Genomic DNA, 25,585 nt, shown 5'->3' on the forward strand with positions numbered 1-25,585 from the left:
CTAAGACAGGCACGATGCCCGGCTATCCACAAGATGCCGGGCATCGGTCCATTTGGGCCGCCAAACGGCTGGCTCACCATCATCCAAGTAGCAGATGAACGTCCAGGAAACCTACCTCAAGGAACTGAAGGCGCGCGGCTATCAGCCCGACGAGGCGCAACAGCGCGCCGTCGATCGCCTGCAGCAGTGCTACGACGAATGGGTCGCCTACAAGGCCCGGCGCTCGAGTGCGCTGCGCAAGATGCTGGTGCATCCGGATCTGCCACGCGGCGTCTACATGTGGGGCGGGGTAGGGCGCGGCAAGTCGTTCCTGATGGACGCGTTCTACAGCTGCGTGCCGCTGGTGCGCAAGACGCGTCTGCATTTTCACGAGTTCATGCGCGAGGTGCATCGCCAGTTGGAAGAGCTGCGCGGTCGCGCCGATCCGCTTGACGAATTGGCACGCCGCATCGCCAAGCGTTACCGCCTGATCTGCTTTGACGAATTTCACGTCAGCGATGTTGCCGACGCGATGATCCTGCACCGCCTGCTCGATCAACTCTTTGCCAATGGCGTGCAGTTCGTGATGACGTCCAACTACCGGCCGGACCTGCTGTACCCGGATGGCCTGCACCGCGACCGCGTGCTGCCCGCCATTGCGCTGTTGCAAGAGAAACTCGACATCCTCAACGTGGATGCCGGCGTCGACTACCGCAAGCGCGCGATGGAGCAGGTGCAGGCGTATTACACGCCGCTGGGCGCCAAGGCGAACTCGGCGTTGCGTGATGCATTTGCGGCGGTGGCGGAAGTGCCGGACGAATCGCCGATGCTGCGAATCGAGCACCGCGAAATTCACGCGGCGCGCAAGGCTGGTGGCGTGGTGTGGTTCGATTTCGCCACGCTGTGCGGCGGCCCGCGCTCACAGAACGACTACCTGGAAATCGCCTCGCGTTTCCATACCGTCATCCTGGCCGACGTGCCGAAGATGACGCCGCGCATGGCCTCCGAAGCGCGTCGCTTCACGTGGCTGATCGACGTGTTCTACGACCACAAGGTCAAGCTGCTGATGTCGGCCGAAGTGCAGGCCGACGAGCTGTACACCGAAGGCCAGATGGCCAACGAGTTCCAGCGCACGGTGTCGCGCATCGTCGAAATGCAGTCGCGCGAATACCTCGAGGCGCCTCGCCGCGAGGTGGATACGTCGTTGACCTGATCGCGTCCGCCGCCGTTCCGCTTAGTGCGAAGGCGGCGGATTGCGATGCGAGGATGGCGTGTGCGACGGACGCAGGCTCGCTGCCCCCAGGAAGTCCTGCGCCAGGCTCTCGTTCTTGCGGTTGACGTTGCGGAACGCGCCTTCCACCAGCATCGGGGCGATGTTGCTCACGTCCGTCTGCGAGGCGATGGCCACGTCCTCGGCAAAGCCACGTTCGCACAGTTCGCGACCCGACACGCAATCCAGCAACCACGCCTTCATCATCCCGGTCTGTGATGCTTCCCGATAAATCGCCCGTGCGGCGAGTGCTTCGGGCGACAGCGCTTGCGGCAGGAAGCCCGCGACCGTTTCTGACAGGTGATGCACGATGGCGCCGGCCGCCAGCCAATCTTCCAGGGCTGGGCGCAGGCTGCCGTCAGCCCAGCGCTCGCCCGATGCCACCACGGCCACACGGCGGCCCAATCGCGTAGCGGCTTCCGCCACAGCACGTGCATTGCGCAGGCAACCGGCAAACGTGGGGGTTGAGCCAGTCGCCAAGGCTAGCGTTGCGCCGTTGGGTGAAGGCAGGACCAGGCTGCTGCCGACCGGCAGCTCCTTCAACGAGGCAGGCGACAGCGAGTAGCCGGGCTGGCTGCGATTGGTGCACGCCAGCATGGCGCCAGCGCGGCGGGCGAAGACCTCCGCACTGCTGTCGCGCCATGGATACGGGTAGATGCGCGCGCCGCGCCCCACCGCAATGTCCACGCAGGTGCAGAACGACAGCACGTCGACCACGATGACCACGTCGCAATGCGGTGCCAGCGCGGATGCGCCGTGCTCACCCCATTCGCAGTGGATGTTGTACAGGCCGAATTCGGTTGCCATAGGACGCCCTCCTAGTTGCCTGGTCCAGCTAACACTATAGGACGCGGAATTTTTTGCGACAGGGCAGCCTGATAGCGAGTGGCTTGCACGGCGCTTAACGGCGTCTCTACCAACCGTGACGGCCCTTGACGCACATCAAGGGGGAGTCGGCAGCGTGTGGCTAGCATGGCCACATAATGACGACGACCTACGCCCCCGCGCTTTCCGCCGCAGACCGCGGCGCGGCCCTGCCACGTGTGGTGAGCGAGGCGGAGTCGTCACAAACGGCCTGCTACCACTGTGGCTCGGTGCTCGATGCGGCGACGGCGCTGCGCGGCAACATCGCCGATCAACCCCACACCTTCTGCTGCGCCGGTTGCCAGGCAATCGCGCAGACGCTGCATGCCTCCGGCATGGGCCACATCTATGACGGCCCGATCGCCTTTGCCCGCCCCCTTGACGGCGACAAGCGCGCTGAAGCCGAAGCCGTGTGGGCGACATACGATCTGCCCGTCATGCGCGAGCGCTTTGTGCGCGCCCGTGCGGACGGCGCGGAGGATGTCTCGCTGGCGATCACCGGCATGCGCTGTGCCGCATGCGTCTGGCTGATCGAGCGCGCGCTCTCGCGCGTTGCCGGCATCCGCGAAGCCACCGTCAACTACGCCACCGAGCGCGCTCGTCTTGTTTGTGAGCCGGGTGCCGTTCGCCTGTCTGCCGTGTTCGCAGCCATTGCGGACGTGGGCTACGAGGCGTGGCCCGACCAACCTTCGGCCCGCCGTACAGCCGAGGCGCGCGAGCGCCGCAGCCTGCTGATCCGGCTCGGTATTGCCATGCTCGGGATGATGCAGGTGATGATGTACGCGTGGCCGGTGTACTTGCACGGCAGCGACATCCCCGTCGACCAGACCCGCCTGATGCAGTGGGCGAGCCTGTTGTTGACCGTGCCTGTGGTGCTGATCTCTGCTGCCCCGATCTTCCGCAACGCGTGGCGTCAGGTACGGCACGCGCATGTCGGCATGGATGTGCCGGTGGCGCTGGGCATTGGCGCAGCGTTCGTCGCGAGTGTGTTCGCCACGGTGCGCGGCCATGGCGAGACGTACTTCGATTCTGTGACGATGTTCGTCGCATTCCTGCTGGCAGCACGGTATCTGGAGTTGCGTGCGCGGCAGAGCGCCGCATCAGGTGCGGAAGCCCTGGTGCGCCAGTTGCCAGCCACCTGCCGCCGCATCGATGCGACATCCGGCGCGGTGGAAACCATTCCCGTTGCCACGCTGTGTGCGGGGGATTGCGTGGAGGTGCGCGCGGGCGAGGTGCTCCCCGCTGACGGCATGATCGAGCGCGGCACCACCGAGATCGATGAATCGCTGCTCTCCGGTGAGAGCGTGCCGCGCCGGCGCAACGTAGGCGCCGCCGTGCTTGCCGGCAGTTATAACGTGGTCAGCGCTATCCGCGTGCGCGTGAGCCGTGTGGGCACGCAGACACGTCTGGCGGCCATCGTCGAACTGCTCGATCGTGCGCTGACCGACAAGCCTCGCATGGCTGAGCTTGCCGATCACGTTGCCGGCCGCTTTGTGGCGGTGCTGCTTGGTTGGGCGGTGCTGACGGCGATTGCGTGGTGGTGGATCGATCCGAGCCGCATGTTTGCCGTCACGGTCGCGGTGCTGGTGGTGAGCTGCCCGTGTGCGTTGTCCCTGGCCACACCGTCTGCGTTGGCGGCGGCCAGCGGCGCGTTGGCACGGCGCGGCGTGCTGGTCACGCGCGGTCACGCCATCGAAAGCCTGGCCGCTGTCACAGACGTGCTGCTCGACAAGACCGGCACGCTCACAGAAGGTCGTCTGCGCCTGTTGAGCATCGAAACCTTTGCCGATGCGGACGCCGAAGCCTGCCTGGCGATGGCCTGTGCGATGGAGCAATCGGAGAACCATCCGATTGCGCAGTCGCTACGTGCTGCTACGCCCGATGCACTGACGTTGCCCGCCGTGGAGCGCGCCATCAATGTGCCGGGGCAGGGGGTGCATGCGGTGGTTGGTGGCCGCTCGCTGCGCTTGGGCACGCAGTTGTTCGCCGCAACGCAGTACGCGGATCAACCAGTCCAGGCCATTCGCTACGGCTACGAAGCGCCGATGGAAGAGGTGCCGCCCGCCGCGGCATGCACTGTGGTCTGGCTTGGATGTGACGGACAACCCCTCGCGCGTTTCACCCTGGCCGATACGCCGCGTGCCGATGCACCCGCCTGCCTGGAAGCATTGCGCAGGCAAGGCTTGTGTTTGCACCTGGTGTCCGGTGACACGCCGGAGACCGTGCACTGGTGGGCGAACCGATTGGGTATCGATCACGCCGTCGGCGGCGCCAGCCCCGAAGACAAGCGCGCCTACGTGCAGATGCTGCAGGCGCGCAGGGCACGTGTACTGGCCGTCGGCGACGGCATCAACGATGCGCCCTTGCTAGCGCAGGCGCAGGTCTCCATCGCCATCGGCACCGGTGCGCCGCTTGCACAGGCAGGCGCCGACGCGATTCTCACCGAGCCTCGCCTGTCCGCCATCAGCGAGGCCGTATCCATCGGTCGCCGCACGTTGCGCGTGGTGCGCCAGAACCTCGGTTGGGCCTTTGCTTACAACGCGATCAGCATCCCGCTCGCCACGCTGGGGTGGCTGTCGCCATTGGCGGCGGGCATCGGCATGTCCGTGTCGTCGCTGCTGGTGGCGCTCAATGCGTGGCGGCTATCGCGCGCCCCACGGCACGTGATCTAGGAGGCTGCATGGAAACGCTGTTCCTGCTGGTTCCGCTGTCGCTGATGCTGGTGATGGCGATCGTCGGTGTGCTGTGGTGGGCCGTCGGCTCGGGCCAGTACGACGATCTGAAGACGCCGGCCGAGTCGATTCTGCTGGACCCGGATACGCCTGCGCGCAACACAAGGCCACGAGACGGCGCCGCTTAACCACATTGGCCGGGGTGCCTTGATGCACATCAAGACCCAAAGGTCGCCCGATTCTTAACATGACCGCATCAAACCAACACACTCGGGGAGCAAGCATGGAATCGTCCAGCGCGTTGCAGCACACCCAGACCTTCAACTACCGCGTGGTACGCCAGTTCTCGATCATGACGATCGTCTGGGGCATTGTCGGTATGGCGGTCGGTGCGCTGATCGCGGCCCAGTTGATCTGGCCGCAACTGAATTTTGGGGTGCCCTGGCTGTCGTACGGCCGGCTGCGTCCGCTGCATACCAACGCGGTCATCTTTGCGTTTGGCGGCAGCGCGCTGTTTGCCACGTCGTATTACATCGTGCAGCGCACGTGTCAGGTGCGCCTGTTCTCCGACACGCTGGCAGCGTTCACCTTCTGGGGCTGGCAGGCCGTGATCCTGGCTGCCGTCATCACGCTGCCGCTGGGCTACACCAGCTCGAAGGAATACGCCGAGCTGGAATGGCCGATCGACATCCTCATCACGCTGGTGTGGGTGGTGTACGCGGTGGTGTTCTTCGGCACCATCATCAAGCGCAAGACCCGCCATATCTACGTGGCCAACTGGTTCTTCGGCGCTTACATCGTCACCATCGCGCTGCTGCACATCGTCAACAACGCTGAGTTGCCGGTGACGATGTGGAAGTCGTACTCGGCCTACGCTGGCGTGCAGGATGCGATGGTGCAGTGGTGGTACGGCCATAACGCGGTGGGCTTTTTCCTGACCACCAGCTTCCTGGGGATGATGTATTACTTCGTGCCCAAGCAGGCCGAGCGTCCGATCTATTCGTACCGTCTGTCGATCGTTCACTTCTGGGCGCTGAACTTCACCTACATGTGGGCGGGCCCGCACCACCTGCAATACACCGCGCTGCCGGATTGGGCACAGTCGCTGGGCATGGTGTTCTCGCTCATCCTGCTGGCGCCGTCGTGGGGCGGCATGATCAACGGGATCATGACCCTCTCGGGTGCCTGGCATAAGCTGCGCACCGATCCGATCCTGAAGTTCCTGGTGGTGGCGCTGTCGTTCTACGGCATGGCGACGTTCGAGGGCTCGATGATGTCCATCAAGACCGTCAACGCGCTGTCGCACTACACCGACTGGACCATCGGCCACGTGCACTCCGGTGCGCTGGGCTGGGTGGCGATGATCACGATCGGCTCGATGTACTACATGATCCCGCGCCTGTTCGGGCAGCAGAAGATGTACAGCACGCGGCTGATCGAGGTGCACTTCTGGATCGCCACCGTTGGCGTGGTGCTCTATATCGCTGCCATGTGGGTCGCCGGCGTGATGCAAGGCCTGATGTGGCGCGCCACCGAGGCTGACGGCACGCTCACCTACAGCTTTGTCGAAGCAGTGAAGGCGACGTACCCGTTCTACATCATCCGCTTGCTGGGTGGCCTGTGCTTCCTGAGCGGGATGCTGCTGATGGCATTCAACGTGTTCAAGACCATTCAGGGCAGCAAGGCGGTGGACGCGCCGATCCCTCAACCGGCCCAGGCCCCGCTGGTCGCGGCACAGTGAGGAGATGAACATGAGCAACCAACAAAAGAGCTTCTTCTCGCACGAGACGCTGGAAAAAAACATCGGCTTGCTGATCGTGATGACGCTGGTCGTCGTCAGCATCGCCGGGCTGGTGCAGATCGTGCCGCTGTTCTTCCAACACTCCACCACCGAGCCGGTCAAGGGCATCGCACCGTATTCGCCGCTGCGGCTGGCCGGGCGCGACATCTACATCCGCGAAGGCTGCGTCGGCTGCCACTCGCAGCAAGTGCGTACGCTGCGTGCCGAGACCGAGCGCTACGGCCACTACTCGCTGGCTGGCGAATCGGTATTCGATCACCCGTTCCTGTGGGGCTCGAAGCGTACCGGTCCGGACCTCGCGCGTGTGGGGCAACGCTATTCGGACGACTGGCACCGCATCCACCTGCGCGATCCGCGTGAGGTGGTGCCGGAATCGAACATGCCGGCCTATGCATGGCTCGCGAAGACGCCGCTCGACAGCAGTGACATCGAGAAGAAGATGCACGTGCTGCGTCAACTTGGTGTGCCCTATACGGACGCACAGATTGCCGGTGCACGCGAGCAGCTTGCCGGCAAGACCGAAGAAGACGCCGTGGTGGCCTTTCTGCAAGGCCTGGGCGTAGAGCTGCGCAATGTGCGCGATGTGGCTGCAACGCCGGCATCGCCCGCCACCGTCGCTACCAAGGAGTGAGCCATGGCCATGCTGAGTGCAATTGCCACCGCGGTTTTCCTGGTGCTGTTCGTGGGGATCAGTTGGTGGGCGTTCTCGGCGCATCGCGCTGCCGCCAATGCGGAATCGGCCATGCTGCCGTTCCTGCTGCCCGATGAAGCCGAGGTCGCCGGCGCACGCGCAGACGCGTCGCGCCCACATCAATAAGGACACAAGATCATGAGCGACTTCATTTCTGAGTTCTGGGGGTACTACATCTCGGCGATTGCCCTGGTGGGTATCGCCTGGTGCATTTGGCTGTTGTTCTCGCAACGCAAGATCACGATCGCGCCCGGACAGCAAGCCGGCGACGACACGGGTCACGTGTGGGACGGTGACCTGCGCGAGCTGAACAATCCGTTGCCGCGCTGGTGGATGTGGATGTTCCTGCTGTCGTGCATCTTCGCCTTGTCGTACTTGGTCCTGTATCCGGGGCTGGGTGCGTATGGTGGTGTGCTGGGTTTCTCCACGCGCAGCGAGCTGGCCTCGCAGCGCGCAGCGGCTGATGCCAAGGTGCGCCCGCTCTACGAGCGCTACGCCGGTATGGACATCAAGCAGATCGCCGCCGACCCACAGGCACACGAGATCGGCCAGCGCCTGTTCCTGAACAACTGCGCGCAATGCCACGGCTCGGATGCGGGTGGCTCCAAGGGCTTCCCGAACCTGACCGACAACGACTGGCTGTATGGCGGTGATCCGGAAACGATCCTCACCACCATCACCAAGGGCCGCCATGGCGTCATGCCGTCGTTGGCGGCGGTGGTGGATGCCAACCAGGCCGCCAACGTTGCCAACTACGTGCGCTCGCTGTCGGGCCTGGCCTATGACCCGATCAAGGCCTCACGTGGCGAGTCGACCTTCAAGTCGGTCTGCGCCGCGTGCCACATGGCCACCGGCAAGGGCAATCAGGCGCTTGGCGCGCCCAACCTGACCGACCGCGTCTGGCTGTATGGCAGTTCCGAGGGAACCATCGTTGAGACCATTCTCAAGGGCCGCGACAACACGATGCCGGCGCACGAGAACCTGCTGTCGCCGGAGAAGATCCGCATGCTCGCGGCCTACGTGTGGGGGCTGTCGAACAACAACACGAGCGCCCAGCAATGAGCGAACACGAACCCGGCTGGCGCCCCATGACACCTGCCGTTGCAACGGCAGGCTCGGACGACACGCCCACCGAGCAGGCGCTCTACGAAGTCCGGCGCAAGATCTATCCGCGCTCCGTGACGGGAGCGTTCGCAAGCTGGCGGGTGTGGATGGTGCTGGCCACGCAAGCCATCTTCTACGGCTTGCCGTGGTTTGAATGGAATGGGCGCCAGGCGGTGTTGTTCGACCTGGGGGCACGCAAGTTCTACCTGTTCGGGCTGGTGTTGTGGCCGCAGGACGTGATCTACCTGACGGTGCTGCTGGTGCTGTCGGCGCTGGGGCTGTTCCTGTTCACGGCAGTGGCAGGGCGGCTCTTCTGCGGCTACGCCTGCCCACAAACGGTCTACACCGAAATCTTCATGTGGATCGAGCGACATATCGAAGGCGACCGCTTCGCCCGCATCCGTCTCGACGGTGAGCGCTGGAGCCTGCGCAAGCTACGCCTCAAGGCGGCCAAGCATTCAGCCTGGGTGGTGATTGCGCTGTGGACGGGCTTCACCTTCGTCGGCTTCTTCACGCCGATCCGTGAGCTCGGCATGGAGACGTGGACGCTGTCGCTCGGGCCGTGGCAGACCTTCTGGATGCTGTTCTACGCATTCGCCACCTGGGGCAATGCAGGCTTCCTGCGCGAGCAGGTGTGCCTCTACATGTGTCCGTACGCCCGCTTCCAGAGCGTGATGGTCGACCCTGATACCTACGTCGTCACCTATGACACGCAACGCGGCGAGCCGCGCGGCAGCCGCTCGCGCAGTGCAGACTTTGCAGCGCAAGGGCTCGGTTCATGCGTGGACTGCAGCATCTGCGTGCAGGTGTGTCCGACCGGCATCGACATTCGTCAGGGCCTCCAGTACGAGTGCATCGGCTGCGGCGCCTGCATCGATGCGTGCGATCAGGTGATGGACAAGATGCGCTACCCGCGCGGCTTGATCCGCTACACATCCGAGCGCGCGATGCACGACCGGCTTACCCCGAAGGAGGCGCGGCGCCATCTGCTGCGCCCGCGCGTGCTGATCTATACCGGGATCATGCTGGTGCTCATTACGGGCTTCATCGTTGCGCTGACGATGCGCCAGCCACTCAAGGTGGACGTGATTCGCGATCGTGGTGCACTGGCCCGCGAGGTGGACGGCGGCAAGATCGAGAACGTCTATCGCCTGCAACTGATGAATGCTTCCGAGCAACCTATGCGCGTGACTATCACTGCTGAGGGGCTGCCGCAACTGGACGTGCAGGGCGGTCGTGGCGAATCGACCACGCTTGAACTGGCGCCGGCGGCCAATCGTCTGCTGCCGATCCGCGTGCGTCGCCCGGCAGACGACGTGGGAGCCGGCTCGCACAAGATCCGCTTCGTGATCCAGGCAGACATCGGCAGCGAAAGCCTCGTGCTGCGCGAGCCGTCGAGTTTCATCGTGCCGCGCTGATGCGGTTTTAAAACAGGAGACACAGATGCAGACAATGCAATCTTCCGCTCCGGCCCGGCCATGGTGGCGCGAGCCCTGGCCTTGGCTGCTGATGGCCGGCCCCTTTGTCGCCATGGTCGGGTGTGGCGTCACCATCTGGCTGGCCGTGTCGCATCCGGACCCCGTCATTCATGACAACGTCGTGCGGCGCGGCTTGGTCGTCGAGAAGCCCGTCTCCGTGCCGGCCCAAGCCGCCCACGGGGAGGTCCGATGAAACGCCGCCTGCTGATGTGGATTCTCTGGCCAGCATTTCTGTGCGCAGCGCTGGCCGAGCTGGTTGTGTTTGCGGTGGTGGACCCGGCCGATCTGCGCTTCTTCGGCGAGCAGATTGCCGTGTCGGCCGAGGCGGTCTACACGGTGTCGTTCTTCGTGTTCTGGTTGCTGTGCGGATTGTCGAGCGCACTCACGCTGTACGTGTCGCCGGGTATCGGCAAGCTGGAGGCGCATGAGCATCCGCTCGTATGAGCAGATGCCTTGGAGGCAGTGGAAGTGATGAGCGGCTCAGTTGGCCTGTCCACTCATTACCTGGCGCAGGCCTGCCATGTCGATCAGCTTGACGTGGCGCTGGCGGATCTGGATCAGGCCGGCTTCAGCAAAGCGCGAGAACAGGCGGCTTACGGTTTCGAGCTTCAGGCCCAGATAGCTGCCGAGTTCTTCGCGGCTCATGCGCAGCACGAACTCGGTCGACGAATACCCGCGCTGGGCTGAACGCTTGGACAGGTTGAGCAGGAACGCGGCAAGGCGTTCTTCAGCGCGCATCGAGCCGAGCGTCAGCAGCATCTGGTGATCCTGCGAGATCTCCTTGCTCATGAGGCGAAGGAACTGGTGCTGCAAAGAGGGCAGCCGGCGCGAAAGCTGTTGCAGTTGGTCGTAGCGCACCACGCAGACTTCGGTGTCTTCCAGCGCGGTGGCGTCCGATACGTGGCACATGTCGCCAATGCCGTCGAGCCCGACAATCTCGCCGGGCAGGTGAAAGCCGGTGATCTGATGGCGGCCGTCTTCCAGCGTCAGGTGCGTCTTGAGCGTGCCGAAGCGGATGCCGTACACGGCTTCTAGCGGTTCACCGAGGGCGTAGAGCGTCTGGCCTTTCTTGATGCGGATGCGCTCGGCAACCAACTCATCCATCTTGCGCACGTCTTCCGAATTCATGCCCACCGGCAGACAGATCTGGCCGAGTACGCAGGTGGAACAACGGGAAGCTTGGTCGGTGAGTGCGATTCGTGTGAGCACAGGGGGCGAGTGAATTTCGAGTAAGTGAAATGAGAAATTCTTGTGATGCAACCGCGGCCTATTATAACGGCGACCATGCTGATATCGGATTGTTCCGATAACGTGAATTGCGCGAAATGCACGGAATTCCCGTCAGCAAAACACTAACTTTGGCCCATATCAAAAGAGCGTCAAAAAGATGAATGTTGCTGCGCTCGTGAGCGTTTTTCTGATCGCGCTGCTTGGGGGGGTCCACTGCCTGGCAATGTGCAGCGGTATCGCGTTGGCCGCTGAGCGCGGGCAGGTGCCGGTGCGCATCGTTTCGCGTCGCAGGCTGGCGTTCGAGCAAGCGGTCATGCATGCCGGGCGCATCAGTATGTACGCGGTGTTGGGGGCCATCATGGGCGCGCTCGGTGCCACGGTTTGGCGCCAGCAGTGGCTGCCGATTCAACGCGGATTGTTCGCATTTGCCAGTGCGCTGCTGCTGGTTTATGGCGTGCTGCTACTCGTACGTACCACGGGTGATACCTGGCGCAATCCTTGGTTGGAGCGCGTGCTTGGTCGGGTGGCTGGTGCGCTGTCGAAAACGGGGGGGCGATTGGGTGGAAATCTGCATCGCAGCCCGCCGTTAGTGCGGCGCTATGTCACGGGCTTGGCATGGGGGCTCGTACCGTGCGGTATGGTTTACGGGGCCCTGGCAGTGGCGTTGTTGGCGGGCAACGCGTCATCGGGGGCGGTTGTGATGCTGGCGTTTGGTGCGGGCACGCTGCCGAATCTGCTCATGATGTCCGGGTTGGCTGGCTGGTTGAGGGGGCTGTCTCGCCGAAAATGGGCGCGTGGCGCGGCGGGTGCCGCCATCGCCGCCTTTGGCATTTGGGGGCTGGTGTGTGCTGCGTGGCTGCCAGAGATGCTCAACGCACACGGTTTCTGCCTAGTGCTGTAGCTGTTTGAAGCACCTGCAGACCAGCGTCTGGCCTGGGGCGGGGCACTAGGACATCTTCCCGGTTGCGGCACCGCAGGAAATTGCCCTACAATCAAATACAATTCGACTCGCCCACCGCGCAGATCAACAATCCTAAGCGCGGCGCCAAGCGACGCCATCCAGCGCGAAAGCCACAAAAAAGGCCGCCCTGGACAGTCGATTCGGGCAGGGTGCCAGTCTTCGTTGGCAACCGCCCGGTGCAGTATCCGTCCCCATGGCGGCGGAAGAAATTGCCCTTGTGGTGCCTGACCGGCACCGGATCAACTCGCTCCTCCGGCCCTTTTTGCGGGCACAGCCACTGCGTTTCGGTGTAAGGCCCAATTGGTCTAATTGGCCCTCGCGCGCCGGGCCCGGGCGGGCAACAGCATTCAGACATGCCGCGTGCGTCGCGGCGGGACGACAAACCTCAAGCGTGACGGCGACCTGCCGACCGCGAGCAATGACGAGCCGCTCAACCGAATGAATACCCAAGAGGCGAAGATCGTCCTCGAGACCGCGCTGATCTGCGCGCAGGACCCCTTGCGAGTCAATGACTTGCGCAAGCTGTTCGATGAAGATGTTTCCGCGGACACCATTCGCGTGCTGCTTGAAGAGCTGCGCCAGGACTGGCTCAACCGTGGTGTCGAACTGGTCGCGCTGGCCTCGGGCTGGCGCTTGCAGAGTCGCCCTGAGATGCGCGTGTATCTCGATCGCCTGCATCCGGAAAAGCCGCCCAAGTACTCGCGCGCGGTGATGGAAACGCTGGCGATCATCTCGTATCGCCAGCCGGTCACGCGCGGTGATATCGAAGATATTCGCGGCGTCACGGTCAACACGCAGGTCATCAAGCAGATCGAGGACCGCGGCTGGATCGAGGTGATTGGCCACCGCGATGTGCCGGGCCGTCCGGCGTTGTATGCCACCACCAAGCAGTTTCTGGACGACCTCGGCCTGCGCTCGCTGGATGAGCTGCCGCCGCTCGAAGATGCCCGTGCCCAGGCGCAGGCAAGTTTGCTGGAGCAAGGCGCCATCGAATTCGAGGGCGCGGCGATCGCGGTGCAGGAATTGACTGCGCTGGTCAACGATGCGCCGGAGGGCGAGGGCGCTCCGGCGCCTTCTGACGACGTAACCGAACCGCTGCTGGCCGAGGCGGCGAAAGCAGATACACCTGTTGTGCACGCAGAAGCCGAGGCCGCCGCCGAGGTCGAGGCGAGCGGGTCGAACGCCCCCGAAGCTGAAACCGAAACCGTTGAGGCGGAATCGGAAGATCCGAACAAGACCGTGGCTGAGCCGTCAGCGGCTTCCACGAATGAACACTCGTAATGCCATGCCGGCCGCCCAGTCGGCGCATGGCCTGAACCACTTGAATTGAAAGACGTTGTGAGCACCCTGCCAGATTCCATGGATACACGTATGCCGGCTGACGCCGACGCTTCCGCACCCCGGCAAGAGGGCGCAGGGGATGGCGCTGAGTCGTCCGCGCCCCGCCGCAAAGGGTTGCGCCGGGGCCTGCGCAACCTCGTGGCGTCGCGCCGCCAGCAGCAGGACGACCGCCCGGAAGGCGAGGCGTCTGCAGGCGAAGTTGCAGCCGATGCCGGCCAGCCTGCGCAGCCGCGCAAGAGCCGCGCTCCGCGAGCCCGCAAGCCGAAAGAGGCCCCCGCTAGCGATGTGCCGGTGGTAACAGAATCTGCCGCACCGGTTGAAGGCGCTCCCGCGGAAGGCCGGGGCGAACGCGGCGAGCGACGCGGCCCGCGTGGCCGGTTCGGCAAGAGCCGTCGTCGTGAGGGCGAGGGTCAGCCAGCAGGCGAGCGCACTGAAAATGCGGGGGGCAAGAGCGCCAATGCTGGTCGCGGCAAAGGTCAAGGCCGTAACGGTAAGCCACAGCAGGGCAAGGCAGGCAGCCAGGGGCGCGGTAGCCAAGGCGGCAAGGGTGGCAAGGGTTCTGACGACGTTTTCCAGTACGTGATTTCCGGTGCATACGACTCCGAAGCCGACACTGGTGGAGCATCGCAGTCGAGCAAGGCGCGTGAGCTGACCGCCGAGGACGATGCGCCCAAGCTGCACAAGATCCTGGCCGACGCGGGCCTGGGCTCGCGCCGTGACATGGAAGATCTGATCCTGCAAGGCCGTGTCTCGGTGAACGGTCTGCCGGCGCACATCGGTCAGCGCATTCTTGCCACCGATCAGGTGCGCGTGAACGGCAAGCTGATTCAGCGCAAGCTGCCCAACAAGCCGCCGCGCGTGCTGCTGTACCACAAGCCGGCCGGCGAAATCGTCAGCCAATCCGATCCGGACGGCCGTCCGACGGTGTTTGACGCACTGCCGCGCATGAAGACCGGCAAGTGGGTTGCTGTCGGCCGCCTAGACTTCAATACCGAAGGTCTGTTGATTTTCACGACGTCTGGCGATATCGCTAACCGCTTCATGCACCCGCGCTATGGCGTTGAGCGTGAATATGCGGTGCGTACGCTCGGCGAACTGGCTGAAACCGATCGCCAGAAGCTGCTCCACGGCATCCAGTTGCAAGATGGCGAGGCCAATTTCCTGCGCTGCGCTGACGGCGGCGGCGAGGGCGTCAACCACTGGTACCACGTCGCCCTGACCGAAGGCCGCAACCGCGAAGTGCGCCGGATGTTCGAGGCGGTCAATCTGACCGTGTCGCGTCTGATCCGTACGCGCTACGGCAGCTTTGTGCTGCCGCGCGGCCTCAAGCGCGGGCGCTGGCAGGAAGTGTCGGCTGAAGATGTGCGCACGCTGATGGGTACGCTGGGCATGAAGGTGCCGGCAGCGAGTTCGGGTGGCCAGCAGAACAATCGTCAAGGCAACCGCCGTCGTGAGGCGCCGGTGCTGATGGGGCCGATGTCGTCGGGCTTTACCGGCGAGGCGAACTTCCAGTCGCGCGGTATGGGTGTCGAGAATGGCAATCGCGTGGCGCCGGCGCCACGCCGCCAGTCCAATCCGCGCCAGCCGGACCCGATGCAGACCTCCATGGGCTACATCAATGTGGGTGGCCCGACCACGTTGACGGCACGCACCCGTACGGGCAGTCGACCGGACGGCCGTGGTGGTGCAGGTGCGGGTGGTGGCATGCGTGACGGTAACCGCGCACCGGGCACCAAGCGCCCGGGCAAGGGCGGTGGCGTGCCGAATGGCAACAAGGCTGGAAACAAAGCGCGCAGTGGTGGTGGCAACCGCGGCGGCAAGCGTTGAGTCTGGTGGCGCTGTGTGCGGTATCCGTCGCGGCGCCCGATTTTGTGGTGCGTCCTGGGCAATTTTTGCGTTTTGCCCAGAGACGGATTACAATATGAGTCTAATCAAAAGTCATCCTGCAGAAGATGGGCGAATGATATGGGCGTTGCGCCCATTTTTTTTTGCTTCAGCAGGTTGGCAGTACCGGGAAATTCTTCAGGAAAAACGTGCATCTGACTGATCTGATTGAGAAAACCCTCGCCGCCATGGGCTACGAACTGGTGGAAGTGGAACGCGCGCCAGCTGGATTGCTGCGCGTGTATATCGATCAGGCGGAGAACGGCATCGTCATTGAAGATTGCGAGAAGGTGAGTCATCAGCTCACGCGTGTCTTCGAAGTCGAAAACGTGAATTACGAACGGCTGGAAGTGTCGTCGCCTGGGTTGGACCGCCCGCTGCGCACGCTGTCCGATTTCACGCGTTTCGCAGGCCTCGAGGCCAAGGTGACGCTGCGCCTGCCGGTGGGTGGCCAGAAGAATTTCACGGGGATCATTCAGGCTCCAACGGGGGAGCCCGGCCAAGAACGGGTCGGCCTCGAGTTTGAGGGCAAGGAAGGCCCGGCACTGCTGGAATTCACGCTGTCGGAACTCGACCGCGCCCGGCTGGTGCCTGTGCTGGACTTCAAAGGAAATCGAAACAAAGGGAACAAGCAATGAGCCGCGAAGTTCTGTTGCTCGTCGATGCGCTTGCGCGCGAAAAAAACGTCGACAAGGATGTGGTGTTCGGGGCGCTGGAAGCCGCATTGGCTTCCGCGACCAAGAAGCGCTTTGAAGAAGACGTGGATGTGCGCGTGGCGATCGACCGTGAGTCGGGCGAGCACGAAACCTTCCGTCGCTGGTTGGTCGTTCCCGATGATGCCGGGCTGCAAGAGCCGGACAAGCAGATTCTGCTGTTCGAAGCCAAGGAGCAGGACGCCGACATCGACGTCGACCAATTCATCGAAGAGCAGATCGAGTCGGTCGAGTTCGGCCGCATTGGCGCACAGGCTGCCAAGCAGGTGATCCTGCAGCGCATCCGCGATGCCGAGCGCGAGCAGATCCTGAACGACTACCTCGATCGCGGCGAAAAGATCATGACCGGCACGATCAAGCGTGCCGATAAGAAGGGTCTGATCGTCGAATCCGGCCGCGTGGAAGCACTGCTGGCGCGCGATCAGATGATCCCGAAGGAAAACCTGCGCACGGGCGACCGTGTTCGCGCGTACATCCTGAACGTCGACCGCACCGCACGCGGTCCGCAGATCGAGCTCTCGCGCACGTGCCCCGAGTTCCTCATTAAGCTCTTCGAGAACGAAGTGCCGGAAATGGAGCAGGGCCTGCTGGAGATCAAGGCGGCAGCGCGCGATCCGGGCGTGCGTGCGAAAATTGCGGTCGTGGCGCACGATAAGCGTATCGATCCGATTGGCACCTGCGTTGGCGTGCGTGGTACGCGTGTGACGGCAGTGCGTAACGAGGTCGGCGGCGAGGCCGTGGACATTGTGCTGTGGTCGGAAGACCCGGCGCAATTCGTGATTGGTGCATTGGCGCCGGCGCAAGTGCAATCCATCGTCGTTGACGAAGAGAAGCACAGCATGGACGTGGTGGTTGACGACGAAAACCTCGCCGTCGCCATTGGCCGTAGCGGCCAGAACGTGCGTCTGGCCTCGGAGCTGACCGGCTGGCAGATCAACATCATGACGCCGGCTGAGTCTGCACAGAAGCAGGCGGAAGAAAGCTCCGTCGTTCGCCAGCTGTTCATGGCGAAGCTGGACGTGGACGAAGAGGTTGCCGACATCCTGATCGAAGAGGGCTTCAGCTCGCTCGAGGAAGTGGCTTATGTGCCGCTGCAGGAAATGCTGGAGATCGAAGCGTTCGACGAAGACACCGTCAACGAGCTGCGCAACCGCGCCCGTGACGTGCTGTTGACGATGGAGCTGGCAAAGGAAGAGAAGGTCGAGAAGGTGTCGCAAGACCTGCGCGACCTCGAGGGGCTGACCCCGGAGCTGATCGGCAAGCTGGCCGAGGGGAACATCCAGACGCGTGACGACTTGGCTGAGCTGGCCGTGGACGAACTGGTCGAGATGACCGGCGTTAACGAAGAACAGGCCAAGGCGCTGATCATGAAGGCGCGTGAACACTGGTTTTCGTGACGTTGCGAGACCCACATCGATCCATTGATCGTTTCTCGCAATCCTCACTAAAACCAAGCATCGAAAGGGTTTGAATGGCAAGCACAACAGTTGCCCAACTCGCAGGCGAATTGAACCGTAGCGCATCGGCGCTGCTGGAACAATTGCAAGCTGCGGGCGTGCAGAAGGCGACGCCGGAAGACGTCATCACCGAATCGGACAAGACCCGTCTGCTTGACTATCTCAAGCGAGCACACGGCAATGCCGAGGATGGCGCGCGAAAGAAGATCACGATCACCAAGCGTGAAACCAGTGAGATTCGCCAGGCGGATGCCACCGGCAAGACGCGCACCGTGCAAGTGGAAGTCAAGAAGAAGCGCGTGCTGGTCCAGCGTGACGAGGCGCATTCGGCCAAACCGGAAGGCGAAGCTACGCCTGCAGCGCCGGTGGTCGACGCCGAGGAAGTTGCGCGCCGCGAGGAAGAGCAACGCCAGCAGGCGGAACAGCTGGCCCGCCAGGAAGCAGAGCTGAAGGCGCGCCAGGAAGCGATGGAGCGTGAGGAAGCCGAGCGCCGCGCCCGTCAGGAAGCCGCTGAAGCTGAGCAGAAGCGCCAGGCAGAACTCGCCGCCAAGAAGGCGGAAGAGGAAGCCGTGGCCGCTCGTACTGCCGCAGAAGCTGCAGACGAAGCCCCGCGCCGCAAGGCCGAGGAAGACGCTGCACGCTTGGCTACTGAGCGCGAAGCCGCGCAGAAGGCTGCCGACGAGGCGCGCGTGGCTGCTGACAAGATCAAGGCTGAGGAAGACGCAGCGCGCAAGCGCCGTGAAGCCGCCGAAGCTGAGGCCCGCGCCATCCGCGAAATGATGAGCGCCCCGGCCCGCGTGTTGAAGACGCCGGCCGAGCGCAAGGCTGAAGAGACGAAGAAGGCTGAGCAATCGGGCACGCTGCACAAGCCGGTCAAGCCGGCTGGGGAAGCGCGCCCGGCAGCGGCGGCCAAGAAGCCGGCCGCACCGGCACCCGCTGCAGCGGCACCGACCTCGCCGTCTGGCGATAAGAAGGGTGGTCGCGGCAAGTCGGGCTGGCAGGACGATAACCGTGGCAGCAAGCGCGGTGGCTTGAAAACCCGCGGTGACACGGGCGGCAGCGATGGCTGGCGTTCGGGCCGGGGTGGCCGCAACCGCCACGGTGACGATAACCGCAACGCCTTCCAGGCACCGACCGAACCGGTCGTGCGCGAAGTGCACGTGCCGGAAACCATCTCTGTGGCCGATCTGGCGCACAAGATGTCGGTCAAGGCTGCAGAAGTCATCAAGCAGATGATGAAGCTCGGCCAGATGGTCACGATCAACCAGGTGCTGGACCAAGAAACCGCGATGATCGTGGTCGAAGAAATGGGCCACCAGGCGGTCGCTGCCAAGCTGGACGACCCGGAAGCGCTGCTGATCGAGGGCGTGGAAGAGCCGACGAACGTCGAGGCCGAAACCCGTCCTCCGGTCGTGACCGTGATGGGCCACGTCGACCACGGCAAGACCTCGCTGCTGGACTACATCCGTCGCGCCAAGGTCGCTGCGGGCGAAGCCGGCGGCATCACGCAGCACATCGGCGCATACCACGTCGAAACCGATCGCGGCGTCATCACCTTCCTGGACACCCCGGGTCACGAGGCCTTTACGGCCATGCGTGCACGCGGTGCCAAGGCGACCGATATCGTGATTCTGGTGGTGGCTGCCGACGATGGTGTCATGCCGCAGACGAAGGAAGCCATCGCCCATGCGAAGGCGGCTGGCGTGCCCATCGTGGTGGCGATCACCAAGGTTGACAAGCCTGAAGCCAATCCGGACCGCGTCAAGCAGGAACTGGTGGCCGAAAGTGTGATCCCGGAAGAGTACGGCGGTGATGTGCCGTTCGTGCCGGTATCCGCCAAGACGGGCGCAGGCATCGACAGCCTGCTGGAAAACGTGCTGCTGCAGGCTGAAGTGCTGGAGTTGAAGGCGCCGATCAACGCGCCGGCCAAGGGTCTGGTGGTGGAAGCTCAGCTCGACAAGGGCAAGGGCCCGATCGCTACGGTGCTGGTGCAGAGCGGCACGCTCAAGCGCGGTGACGTGGTGCTCGCAGGCACGGCCTACGGTCGTGTGCGCGCCATGCTGGACGAAGATGGCAAGCCGGCGAAGGAAGCCGGTCCGTCGATCCCGGTGGAAATCCAGGGTCTGTCGGAAGTGCCGGGTGCAGGCGAAGAAGTGCTGGTGCTGCCGGACGAGCGCAAGGCGCGCGAAATCGCGCTGTTCCGCCAAGGTAAGTTCCGCGATGTGAAGCTGGCTCGCCAGCAGGCTGCCAAGCTGGAAAACATGCTGGAACAGATGAGCGAAGGCGACGTGAAGTCGCTGCCGCTGATCGTCAAGGCCGACGTGCAGGGCTCGCAGGAAGCACTGGTGCACTCGCTGAAGAAGCTGTCGACCGACGAAGTGCGTGTGCAGGTTGTGCACGCCGCCGTGGGTGGCATCACCGAGTCGGACGTCAACCTGGCAACCGCGTCGAAGGCCGTCATCATCGGCTTCAACACGCGGGCTGATGCGGGCGCGCGCAAGCTGGCCGAGCATCACGGTATCGACATCCGCTACTACAACATCATCTATGACGCTGTGGATGAGGTGAAGGCGGCGATGTCGGGCATGCTGTCGCCGGAAAAGCGCGAAGAGACCACGGGTACCGTCGAGGTGCGCCAGGTCTTCCACGTGCCGAAGGTTGGCGCGGTGGCTGGTTGTATGGTGCTGGATGGCTTCGTCAAGCGGAACTCGCTGGTGCGTGTGCTGCGCGACAACGTGGTCATCTTCTCGGGCGAGCTGGATTCGCTCAAGCGCTTCAAGGACGATGTGAAGGAAGTGAAGCAAGGCTTCGAATGCGGCCTGTCGATCAAGAACTTCAACGACGTCAAGGAAGGCGATCACCTCGAGATCTACGAGATCACCGAGGTGGCACGTACGCTGTAATACGTTGGCCGGACGCTGCGGTGTCCGGCTCGACTTTGCGACGGTGGCCCGGGCGCGTCCCGCGCCACCGTTTTGTCTTTTGGGGCTGCCGGCGTGTTCCGGTGGCGCCGTATGGGGAACACGCTATGCCGAAAAAATCGGGATCGGCCGCCGGCCGCAACCTGCGCATCGCCGACCAGATCCAGCGCGATCTGGCCGAGCTGATCCAGCGCGAAATCAAGAACCCGGCGATGGGCCTTGTGACGCTGCAATCCGTGACGCTCACACCGGACTACGCGCACGCCAAGATCTACTTCACGGTGCTGGGTGCCGAAGCGGAAGTCGCCGCCGCCATCCTGAACGAGAAGGCCGGCTATCTGCACTCGCTGTTGTTCAAGCGCTTGCACATCCACACCGTGCCGACGCTGCACTTCCACTTTGACGGTTCGCTTGAGCGCGGCATCGAGATGTCGCGCCTGATCGACGAAGCCAACGCCACGCGCGCCAAAGACGACTGACGATGGCAGAGCAACACGCGCCCAAGCTGCAGAAGCCGCCGCGCCGTGACGTGCACGGCGTGCTGCTGCTGGACAAGCCGATCGGCTGGTCGAGCAACGACGCGCTGATGCGCACCAAGCGCCTGCTGTGGGCCAAGAAGGCTGGACACACCGGCACGCTCGATCCGTTGGCAACGGGGCTGCTGCCGCTGTGTTTTGGCGAGGCGACCAAGTTCTCGCAGGATTTGCTCGACGCGGACAAGACATACGAAACGGTTGTGCGTCTGGGTATCAAGACGAGTACCGCAGACGCCGAAGGCGAGGTGCTGAGTGAGCGACCCGTGTTGGTCACGCTCGCGCAGGTGCAAGCTGCGGTCGATCGCTTTGTCGGCGAGATCGACCAGGTGCCGCCGATGCACTCCGCGCTGAAGAAGGACGGCAAGCCGTTGTACGAATATGCCCGTGCGGGGCAAACGGTGGAGCGTGCCGCGCGCCGGGTGACGATTCATGCCATCGACGTGCTGGCGACGGATCTGGAATCTGCCACGCCAACCATTACGTTGCGCGTGGCATGCAGCAAGGGCACGTACATCCGCACGTTGGGCGAGGATATTGGTGAGGCGCTGGGTTGTGGCGGGCATCTGACCGCGCTGCGGCGCACTCAGGTTGGCAATCTGACGCTGGAGGGGGCGGTGACGCTTGAAGCGTTGGAAGCCGTGCCGGAAGAGCAGCGCGCAGCAATGCTGGCACCTGTGGACGCGTTGCTGCAAACGCTGCCTCGTGTGGAGTTGGATGCCGAAGACAGCCGCCGTTTCCTGCACGGCCAGCGCCTGGCGCTCCGATTGGCGTTGCCGAACGCTGAGCAAGTTCGTGTCTATGGCGTACGCGGAGATGCCGTCACCTCGCTGCTCGGCGTGGCAGTTTGGCGCGAAGGGGCCCTGAGGCCTGAGCGTCTTGTTCACCTCTGAGCTGTTCTGTTCGACGGACAAGAAAAAGCCACGCGTTGCTGCGTGGCTTTTTTGTTGGTAATTCCTACCCAAACCGGACCAGAGTTACCCTGGTCCGACGATGAAACGATGTCCTGAGTGTTCGGCAAGCAGGCCCTACAAACTGTCCGATGGACGGCTCAAGTGTCGCGCCTGCGGCAAGCGGTTCAGTTGGACGTCTGTGTGGGATTCGGCGCGCCTGAGCAGCCGAGAGAAGACCCGTTTGTTGGAGTTGTTTGTGCTGGGTGTGCCGGTCTATCGACAGCGTTTCGATCGGTCGGTCAGCGCCAAATCGCGCGAGCGCTTCTATCGGCTGATTCGCGCCTGCATGGCGCAGCAAGAGCAGTTGCGCGAGCCGTTCACCGGCGCGCTGGAATGCGACGAAACCACGTTTGGCGGGGCTCGGCACGGCAAACGTGGCTGGGGAGCAACTGGCAAGGTGGTGGTCTTCGGCATCGTCAAACGCAACGGCGAAGTGAAGGCCGCACCGATTGCTCAGCATGACCAGGCGGCCATCATGGATCAGATTCAAGCCCATACCCGCGAGGGCTCGCTGTACTACACCGATGCCTGGCAGGCCTATGCCACCTTGCGGCTACGAGGTAACCATGTGGTGGTACGCAAGGAGAAGGGCAAACCGGTTGGTCGGGACCATATCAACGGCATCGAGGGCTTCTGGAGCTACGCCAAGAACTGGCTCTATCCGTACCGTGGCGTGCTCAGCAAATTCTTCCATCTTTATTTGGCTGAAACCTGCTACCGCTTCAACCACCGCGATGAGGACCTGAAACCCTTGCTGCGCAAGCTTCTGCAGGCAACTCCCACCTTCGAAATTCAACCCATTTTGGTCCGGTTTGGGTAGGAATTATCTTTTTGTTTGGGCGACGTTTCCGTCAGTGCGCGCCGGCCGCTGCCTCCGCGCCACCGGCCGATTTGGCCGGCTTGGTCAGCCAGATAAAGCCGATCAGCCCGATAAACAGTACCGCCGAGATCCAGAAGATATCGTTGGCGCCGAGCATTGCGGCCTGCTGCGAGATCGTACGCTCGATGACGCCATTGGCCTGCAGGTTGGGCATGCCCATCTGCGAGTACTGGTTGATCGACGACGCATAGGCGGGGTTGTACGCGTTTGCATGTTCGACCAGTTGCGCATGGTGCAGGGCAGAGCGGTTGTCCCAGATCGTGGTTGAGATCGACGCACCGATACCGCCAAACATGATCCGTACGAAATTCGACAGGCCTGATGCCGCCGGAATCCGCTCAGGCGACAAGCCCGACAGAATGATCGACGTGAGCGGAATGAAGAACATCGCCATGGCCGCGCCCTGGATGAGCGTCGGGATCAGCAGCGTCCAGGTATCGACCTGCGTGGTGAAGTGCGAGCGCATCCAGAACACCAGCGCGAACGTCAGGAACGCTGATGTTGCCACCCAGCGCGCATCCATCTTCGGCAGGTTCTTGCCGATGACGGGCGAGAGGATGATGGCGAAGATGCCCACCGGCGCCATGATCAGGCCCGCATCGGTCGCGGTATAGCCCACGATGGTTTGCAGCCACAGCGGCAGGATCACAAGGTTGCCGAAGAACAGCCCGTACGCCACCGAGATGGCCACCACCCCGGCACTGAAGTTGCGCCCCTTGAACAGCGTCAGATCCACCACCGGGTGGTCTTCAGTCAATTCCCAGATCAGGAAGAAGGCGAAGCCCACGATGGCGACAACCGTTAGCACAACGATCTCGGTCGAGTTGAACCAGTCCAGTTCCTTGCCGCGGTCCAGCATCAACTGCAGTGAGCCGACCCAGAGCACGAGCAATGCCAGACCGATCTTGTCGATGGGCAGCGCACGCGTGGGCGATTCACGATCCTTGTAGATGGCCCAGGTTGCATACGCAGCCCCGATGCCCACCGGGATGTTGATGTAGAAGATCCACGGCCAGCTCATGTTGTCCGAGATCCAACCACCCAGGATCGGGCCCATGACCGGCGCCACCAGTGTGGTCATGCCCCATAGCGCCAGCGCCATGGAACTCTTGGCGGGTGGATAGGTGGACAGCAGCAGTGCCTGAGACAGCGGAATCATCGGGCCGGCTACTGCGCCCTGGATGATCCGCGCGGTGATCAGCATGCCCATGTTGGGCGCCAGCCCGCACGCCCACGACGACAGTACGAACAGGATGATCGACGTGATGAACAGGCGCACCTGCCCGAAACGCTGCGTCAGCCAACCCGTGAGTGGCACCGAGATGGCGTTGGCTACCGCAAACGAGGTGATGACCCACGTGCCCTGGTTCGGCGCTACGCCCAGGTCACCCGAAATGGCCGGGATCGACACGTTGGCGATGGACGAATCCAGCACGTTCATGAAGGTAGCCAGCGACAGCGCCACCGTACCGATCGCCAATTTGGCGCCGGTCAGTGGCGGTAGCGGCTTGGGCGCGGCAGTTGCCATGCTTGATGCCCTCTTTAGACCTTGGGTGCCGGTTGCGATGCGCTCGGCGCGGAAGCCGCTGCCGGTGCGGTGACAGGGGCAGGCGCAGTGGTCGCACCACGGCCGCCGTTGGTGGCGATGATGCTGGCGATGACCTGGTCAGCGTCCTTGCCGGCTTGGTCGTACACCGTCGTTTGCAGCGGCGAGTTGGCCGGCGTGGAAGCCAGGCTCTGACCGCCTTCGTCGTGGATATCGACCTTGGCGATCATCGACAGGCCCACGCGCAGCGGGTGCTCCTTCAGCTCCTTCGGGTCGAGCGACACGCGCACCGGCAGGCGTTGCACCACCTTGATCCAATTGCCCGTGGCGTTCTGTGCCGGCAGCAGCGAGAACGCTGAGCCCGTACCCGCCGAGAAGCCGACCACCTTGCCGTGGTACGTCACGCTGCTGCCGTACACGTCGGCTTCCAGCTCAACCGGCTGGCCCACACGCATGTGACGGACCTGCACTTCCTTGAAGTTGGCGTCGACCCAGAGCTGGTCCAGCGGCACGATGGCCATCAGCGGCGTGCCCGGAGCAACGCGTTGACCAACTTGCACCGAGCGCTTGGCCACGTAGCCCGTCACCGACGCCGGTAGGCTTGTACGTGCGTAGGCCAAGTAGGCTTCACGCACCTTGGCCGCGGCCTGCAGCACGTTCGGGTGACGCTCCAGCGTGGTTTGTTCGGTCAGCACGCGGTTGCCTTGCAGTTGTTCCTTGGCGGTTTCAACGGCGGCCTCGGCGGCTTGCATGGCGGTTTGCGCGTGCGAAATTTCTTCCTGCGACACCGCACCCGTACCGGCGATCTGCTTGCGGCGCGCCAGGTCGTCCTTCGCCTTGGCGAGATCCGACTGGCGCTGCGCCAGTGCAGACGAATACGCACTGGTATTCGAGTACAGCGTGCGCACCTGGCGCACAGTCTGCGCGAGCGCGGCCTCGGATTGTTCCAGCGCGACGCGTGCGTCGGCACGATCCAGTTCGATCAGCGGTTGGCCCGAGGTCACGAGCTGCGTGTCGTCAGCGCGGATGGCCACCACGGTGCCCGCCACCTGCGGCGTCACCTGAACCACGTTGCCTTGCACGTACGCATCGTCGGTGGATTCGAACCAGCGGCCATACAGGCCCCAGTAGAGGCCATAACCGACGCCGGCGACCACCAATGCGGCGGCCAGCGTGGTCAGCATGCGCTTGCGTTTTCCGTTGCCATTGCCGTTGGGCGCCGCGGTCGGGGCTGCGGGAGCGGGGGCAGCGGACGGGGCGGCTTGGGGCTTGTTGTCACTCATGATGTTGGCTCGAAAGAATGCGTT

General features: G+C 63.5%; 23 protein-coding genes. 19 read left to right on the forward strand and 4 right to left on the reverse strand.

Annotated features, from left to right (window positions below):
• Positions 1-94: 94 nt before the first annotated feature.
• On the forward strand, positions 95-1,192 hold the full coding sequence (gene zapE / locus ACS13N_RS14320; RefSeq protein WP_438932247.1) for a cell division protein ZapE: 1,098 nt from the start codon (positions 95-97) through the stop codon (positions 1,190-1,192).
• A 21-nt stretch (positions 1,193-1,213) separates the two neighbouring features.
• On the opposite strand, the gene ACS13N_RS14325 is transcribed toward zapE, so the two are convergent.
• Complete coding sequence (locus ACS13N_RS14325) at positions 1,214-2,056, reverse strand: 2-phosphosulfolactate phosphatase (RefSeq protein ID WP_438932248.1); 843 nt, start codon at positions 2,054-2,056, stop codon at positions 1,214-1,216.
• Positions 2,057-2,232: 176 nt separating this feature from the next.
• On the opposite strand from ACS13N_RS14325, the gene ACS13N_RS14330 reads away from it, so the two are divergent.
• The 9 genes from ACS13N_RS14330 to ACS13N_RS14370 all read left to right on the forward strand — a co-directional run bounded on the left by ACS13N_RS14330 (position 2,233) and on the right by ACS13N_RS14370 (position 10,303).
• Positions 2,233-4,785: a heavy metal translocating P-type ATPase gene (locus ACS13N_RS14330; RefSeq protein WP_438932249.1), complete on the forward strand. Its 2,553-nt coding sequence runs from the start codon at positions 2,233-2,235 to the stop codon at positions 4,783-4,785.
• An 8-nt stretch (positions 4,786-4,793) separates the two neighbouring features.
• Positions 4,794-4,973 (forward strand): cbb3-type cytochrome oxidase assembly protein CcoS, encoded by a 180-nt coding sequence (ccoS, locus tag ACS13N_RS14335; protein WP_169340258.1) that lies wholly within the window; start codon positions 4,794-4,796, stop codon positions 4,971-4,973.
• Between the two features lie 95 nt (positions 4,974-5,068).
• On the forward strand, positions 5,069-6,526 hold the full coding sequence (gene ccoN / locus ACS13N_RS14340) for a cytochrome-c oxidase, cbb3-type subunit I (protein ID WP_438932250.1): 1,458 nt from the start codon (positions 5,069-5,071) through the stop codon (positions 6,524-6,526).
• 10 nt (positions 6,527-6,536) lie between these two features.
• Positions 6,537-7,217, forward strand: a complete 681-nt coding sequence (gene ccoO, locus ACS13N_RS14345; RefSeq protein ID WP_438932251.1) for a cytochrome-c oxidase, cbb3-type subunit II — start codon at positions 6,537-6,539, stop codon at positions 7,215-7,217.
• 3 nt (positions 7,218-7,220) lie between these two features.
• On the forward strand, positions 7,221-7,403 hold the full coding sequence (locus ACS13N_RS14350) for a cbb3-type cytochrome oxidase subunit 3 (protein ID WP_199030940.1): 183 nt from the start codon (positions 7,221-7,223) through the stop codon (positions 7,401-7,403).
• A 12-nt stretch (positions 7,404-7,415) separates the two neighbouring features.
• Positions 7,416-8,339, forward strand: a complete 924-nt coding sequence (gene ccoP / locus ACS13N_RS14355; protein WP_438932252.1) for a cytochrome-c oxidase, cbb3-type subunit III — start codon at positions 7,416-7,418, stop codon at positions 8,337-8,339.
• Complete coding sequence (ccoG, locus tag ACS13N_RS14360; RefSeq protein ID WP_438932253.1) at positions 8,336-9,799, forward strand: cytochrome c oxidase accessory protein CcoG; 1,464 nt, start codon at positions 8,336-8,338, stop codon at positions 9,797-9,799. Before ccoP ends, ccoG begins: the two co-directional genes overlap by 4 nt.
• Before the next feature lie 25 nt (positions 9,800-9,824).
• Positions 9,825-10,052 carry a FixH family protein gene (locus tag ACS13N_RS14365; protein ID WP_438932254.1) on the forward strand — a complete coding sequence of 76 codons (228 nt, stop codon included), beginning with the start codon at positions 9,825-9,827 and terminating at the stop codon, positions 10,050-10,052.
• On the forward strand, positions 10,049-10,303 hold the full coding sequence (locus ACS13N_RS14370) for a hypothetical protein (RefSeq protein WP_021194248.1): 255 nt from the start codon (positions 10,049-10,051) through the stop codon (positions 10,301-10,303). Before ACS13N_RS14365 ends, ACS13N_RS14370 begins: the two co-directional genes overlap by 4 nt.
• Positions 10,304-10,339: 36 nt before the next feature.
• Here the strand turns inward: ACS13N_RS14370 and fnr are convergent, their stop codons facing one another.
• Positions 10,340-11,068 carry a fumarate/nitrate reduction transcriptional regulator Fnr gene (gene fnr, locus ACS13N_RS14375; protein ID WP_438932255.1) on the reverse strand — a complete coding sequence of 243 codons (729 nt, stop codon included), beginning with the start codon at positions 11,066-11,068 and terminating at the stop codon, positions 10,340-10,342.
• A 178-nt stretch (positions 11,069-11,246) separates the two neighbouring features.
• Here fnr and ACS13N_RS14380 point away from each other — a divergent pair, with 178 nt between their 5' ends.
• The 9 genes from ACS13N_RS14380 to ACS13N_RS14420 all read left to right on the forward strand — a co-directional run bounded on the left by ACS13N_RS14380 (position 11,247) and on the right by ACS13N_RS14420 (position 22,672).
• A complete protein-coding gene (locus ACS13N_RS14380) occupies positions 11,247-11,990 on the forward strand; it encodes a sulfite exporter TauE/SafE family protein (RefSeq protein ID WP_438932256.1) in 744 nt (247 codons plus the stop codon).
• A gap of 498 nt (positions 11,991-12,488) precedes the next feature.
• Positions 12,489-13,331 carry an SMC-Scp complex subunit ScpB gene (gene scpB / locus ACS13N_RS14385; RefSeq protein ID WP_438932859.1) on the forward strand — a complete coding sequence of 281 codons (843 nt, stop codon included), beginning with the start codon at positions 12,489-12,491 and terminating at the stop codon, positions 13,329-13,331.
• A 90-nt stretch (positions 13,332-13,421) separates the two neighbouring features.
• Positions 13,422-15,218 carry a pseudouridine synthase gene (locus ACS13N_RS14390; RefSeq protein ID WP_438932860.1) on the forward strand — a complete coding sequence of 599 codons (1,797 nt, stop codon included), beginning with the start codon at positions 13,422-13,424 and terminating at the stop codon, positions 15,216-15,218.
• A gap of 206 nt (positions 15,219-15,424) precedes the next feature.
• Positions 15,425-15,913: a ribosome maturation factor RimP gene (gene rimP, locus ACS13N_RS14395; RefSeq protein WP_438932257.1), complete on the forward strand. Its 489-nt coding sequence runs from the start codon at positions 15,425-15,427 to the stop codon at positions 15,911-15,913.
• Positions 15,910-17,385, forward strand: coding sequence for a transcription termination factor NusA (gene nusA, locus ACS13N_RS14400; RefSeq protein ID WP_438932258.1), 1,476 nt, complete (start codon positions 15,910-15,912; stop codon positions 17,383-17,385). The genes rimP and nusA overlap by 4 nt, the downstream gene beginning before the upstream one ends.
• Before the next feature lie 74 nt (positions 17,386-17,459).
• Positions 17,460-20,348, forward strand: a complete 2,889-nt coding sequence (gene infB / locus ACS13N_RS14405; protein WP_438932259.1) for a translation initiation factor IF-2 — start codon at positions 17,460-17,462, stop codon at positions 20,346-20,348.
• Positions 20,349-20,473: 125 nt separating this feature from the next.
• Entirely contained in the window at positions 20,474-20,845 is a 372-nt protein-coding gene (rbfA, locus tag ACS13N_RS14410) for a 30S ribosome-binding factor RbfA (RefSeq protein WP_031329194.1), read from the forward strand.
• 2 nt (positions 20,846-20,847) lie between these two features.
• Positions 20,848-21,792 (forward strand): tRNA pseudouridine(55) synthase TruB, encoded by a 945-nt coding sequence (gene truB, locus ACS13N_RS14415; RefSeq protein WP_438932260.1) that lies wholly within the window; start codon positions 20,848-20,850, stop codon positions 21,790-21,792.
• A gap of 241 nt (positions 21,793-22,033) precedes the next feature.
• The gene (locus tag ACS13N_RS14420; RefSeq protein WP_438932261.1) at positions 22,034-22,672 is read left to right on the forward strand and encodes an IS1595 family transposase; all 639 of its coding nucleotides are present in this window, start codon (positions 22,034-22,036) and stop codon (positions 22,670-22,672) included.
• Between the two features lie 31 nt (positions 22,673-22,703).
• Here ACS13N_RS14420 and ACS13N_RS14425 read toward each other — a convergent pair whose 3' ends face one another.
• Together ACS13N_RS14425 and ACS13N_RS14430 are read right to left on the reverse strand one after the other, a co-directional pair.
• Entirely contained in the window at positions 22,704-24,260 is a 1,557-nt protein-coding gene (locus ACS13N_RS14425) for a DHA2 family efflux MFS transporter permease subunit (RefSeq protein WP_438932262.1), read from the reverse strand.
• A gap of 14 nt (positions 24,261-24,274) precedes the next feature.
• Positions 24,275-25,561, reverse strand: a complete 1,287-nt coding sequence (locus ACS13N_RS14430) for an HlyD family secretion protein (RefSeq protein WP_438932263.1) — start codon at positions 25,559-25,561, stop codon at positions 24,275-24,277.
• Between the last annotated feature and the right edge of the window lie 24 nt (positions 25,562-25,585).

It is taken from the genome of Ralstonia sp. 24A2 (assembly GCF_051783885.1).
Taxonomy (GTDB): Bacteria; Pseudomonadota; Gammaproteobacteria; order Burkholderiales; family Burkholderiaceae; genus Ralstonia.

Excerpts from the sequence above, each read along its gene's own strand:
- nusA (WP_438932258.1), top strand. The coding sequence starts at position 15,910 with ATGAGCCGCGAAGTTCTGTTGCTCGTCGATGCGCTTGCGCGCGAAAAA.
- ACS13N_RS14330 (WP_438932249.1), top strand. The coding sequence starts at position 2,233 with ATGACGACGACCTACGCCCCCGCGCTTTCCGCCGCAGACCGCGGCGCG.
- ACS13N_RS14425 (WP_438932262.1), bottom strand. The coding sequence starts at position 24,260 with ATGGCAACTGCCGCGCCCAAGCCGCTACCGCCACTGACCGGCGCCAAA.
- ACS13N_RS14350 (WP_199030940.1), top strand. The coding sequence starts at position 7,221 with ATGGCCATGCTGAGTGCAATTGCCACCGCGGTTTTCCTGGTGCTGTTC.
- ACS13N_RS14325 (WP_438932248.1), bottom strand. The coding sequence starts at position 2,056 with ATGGCAACCGAATTCGGCCTGTACAACATCCACTGCGAATGGGGTGAG.
- ccoN (WP_438932250.1), top strand. The coding sequence starts at position 5,069 with ATGGAATCGTCCAGCGCGTTGCAGCACACCCAGACCTTCAACTACCGC.
- scpB (WP_438932859.1), top strand. The coding sequence starts at position 12,489 with ATGAATACCCAAGAGGCGAAGATCGTCCTCGAGACCGCGCTGATCTGC.
- zapE (WP_438932247.1), top strand. The coding sequence starts at position 95 with ATGAACGTCCAGGAAACCTACCTCAAGGAACTGAAGGCGCGCGGCTAT.
- ccoO (WP_438932251.1), top strand. The coding sequence starts at position 6,537 with ATGAGCAACCAACAAAAGAGCTTCTTCTCGCACGAGACGCTGGAAAAA.
- ACS13N_RS14380 (WP_438932256.1), top strand. The coding sequence starts at position 11,247 with ATGAATGTTGCTGCGCTCGTGAGCGTTTTTCTGATCGCGCTGCTTGGG.
- ACS13N_RS14365 (WP_438932254.1), top strand. The coding sequence starts at position 9,825 with ATGCAGACAATGCAATCTTCCGCTCCGGCCCGGCCATGGTGGCGCGAG.
- ccoS (WP_169340258.1), top strand. The coding sequence starts at position 4,794 with ATGGAAACGCTGTTCCTGCTGGTTCCGCTGTCGCTGATGCTGGTGATG.
- ACS13N_RS14370 (WP_021194248.1), top strand. The coding sequence starts at position 10,049 with ATGAAACGCCGCCTGCTGATGTGGATTCTCTGGCCAGCATTTCTGTGC.
- rbfA (WP_031329194.1), top strand. The coding sequence starts at position 20,474 with ATGCCGAAAAAATCGGGATCGGCCGCCGGCCGCAACCTGCGCATCGCC.
- ACS13N_RS14430 (WP_438932263.1), bottom strand. The coding sequence starts at position 25,561 with ATGAGTGACAACAAGCCCCAAGCCGCCCCGTCCGCTGCCCCCGCTCCC.
- ccoP (WP_438932252.1), top strand. The coding sequence starts at position 7,416 with ATGAGCGACTTCATTTCTGAGTTCTGGGGGTACTACATCTCGGCGATT.
- infB (WP_438932259.1), top strand. The coding sequence starts at position 17,460 with ATGGCAAGCACAACAGTTGCCCAACTCGCAGGCGAATTGAACCGTAGC.
- ccoG (WP_438932253.1), top strand. The coding sequence starts at position 8,336 with ATGAGCGAACACGAACCCGGCTGGCGCCCCATGACACCTGCCGTTGCA.
- truB (WP_438932260.1), top strand. The coding sequence starts at position 20,848 with ATGGCAGAGCAACACGCGCCCAAGCTGCAGAAGCCGCCGCGCCGTGAC.
- ACS13N_RS14390 (WP_438932860.1), top strand. The coding sequence starts at position 13,422 with ATGCCGGCTGACGCCGACGCTTCCGCACCCCGGCAAGAGGGCGCAGGG.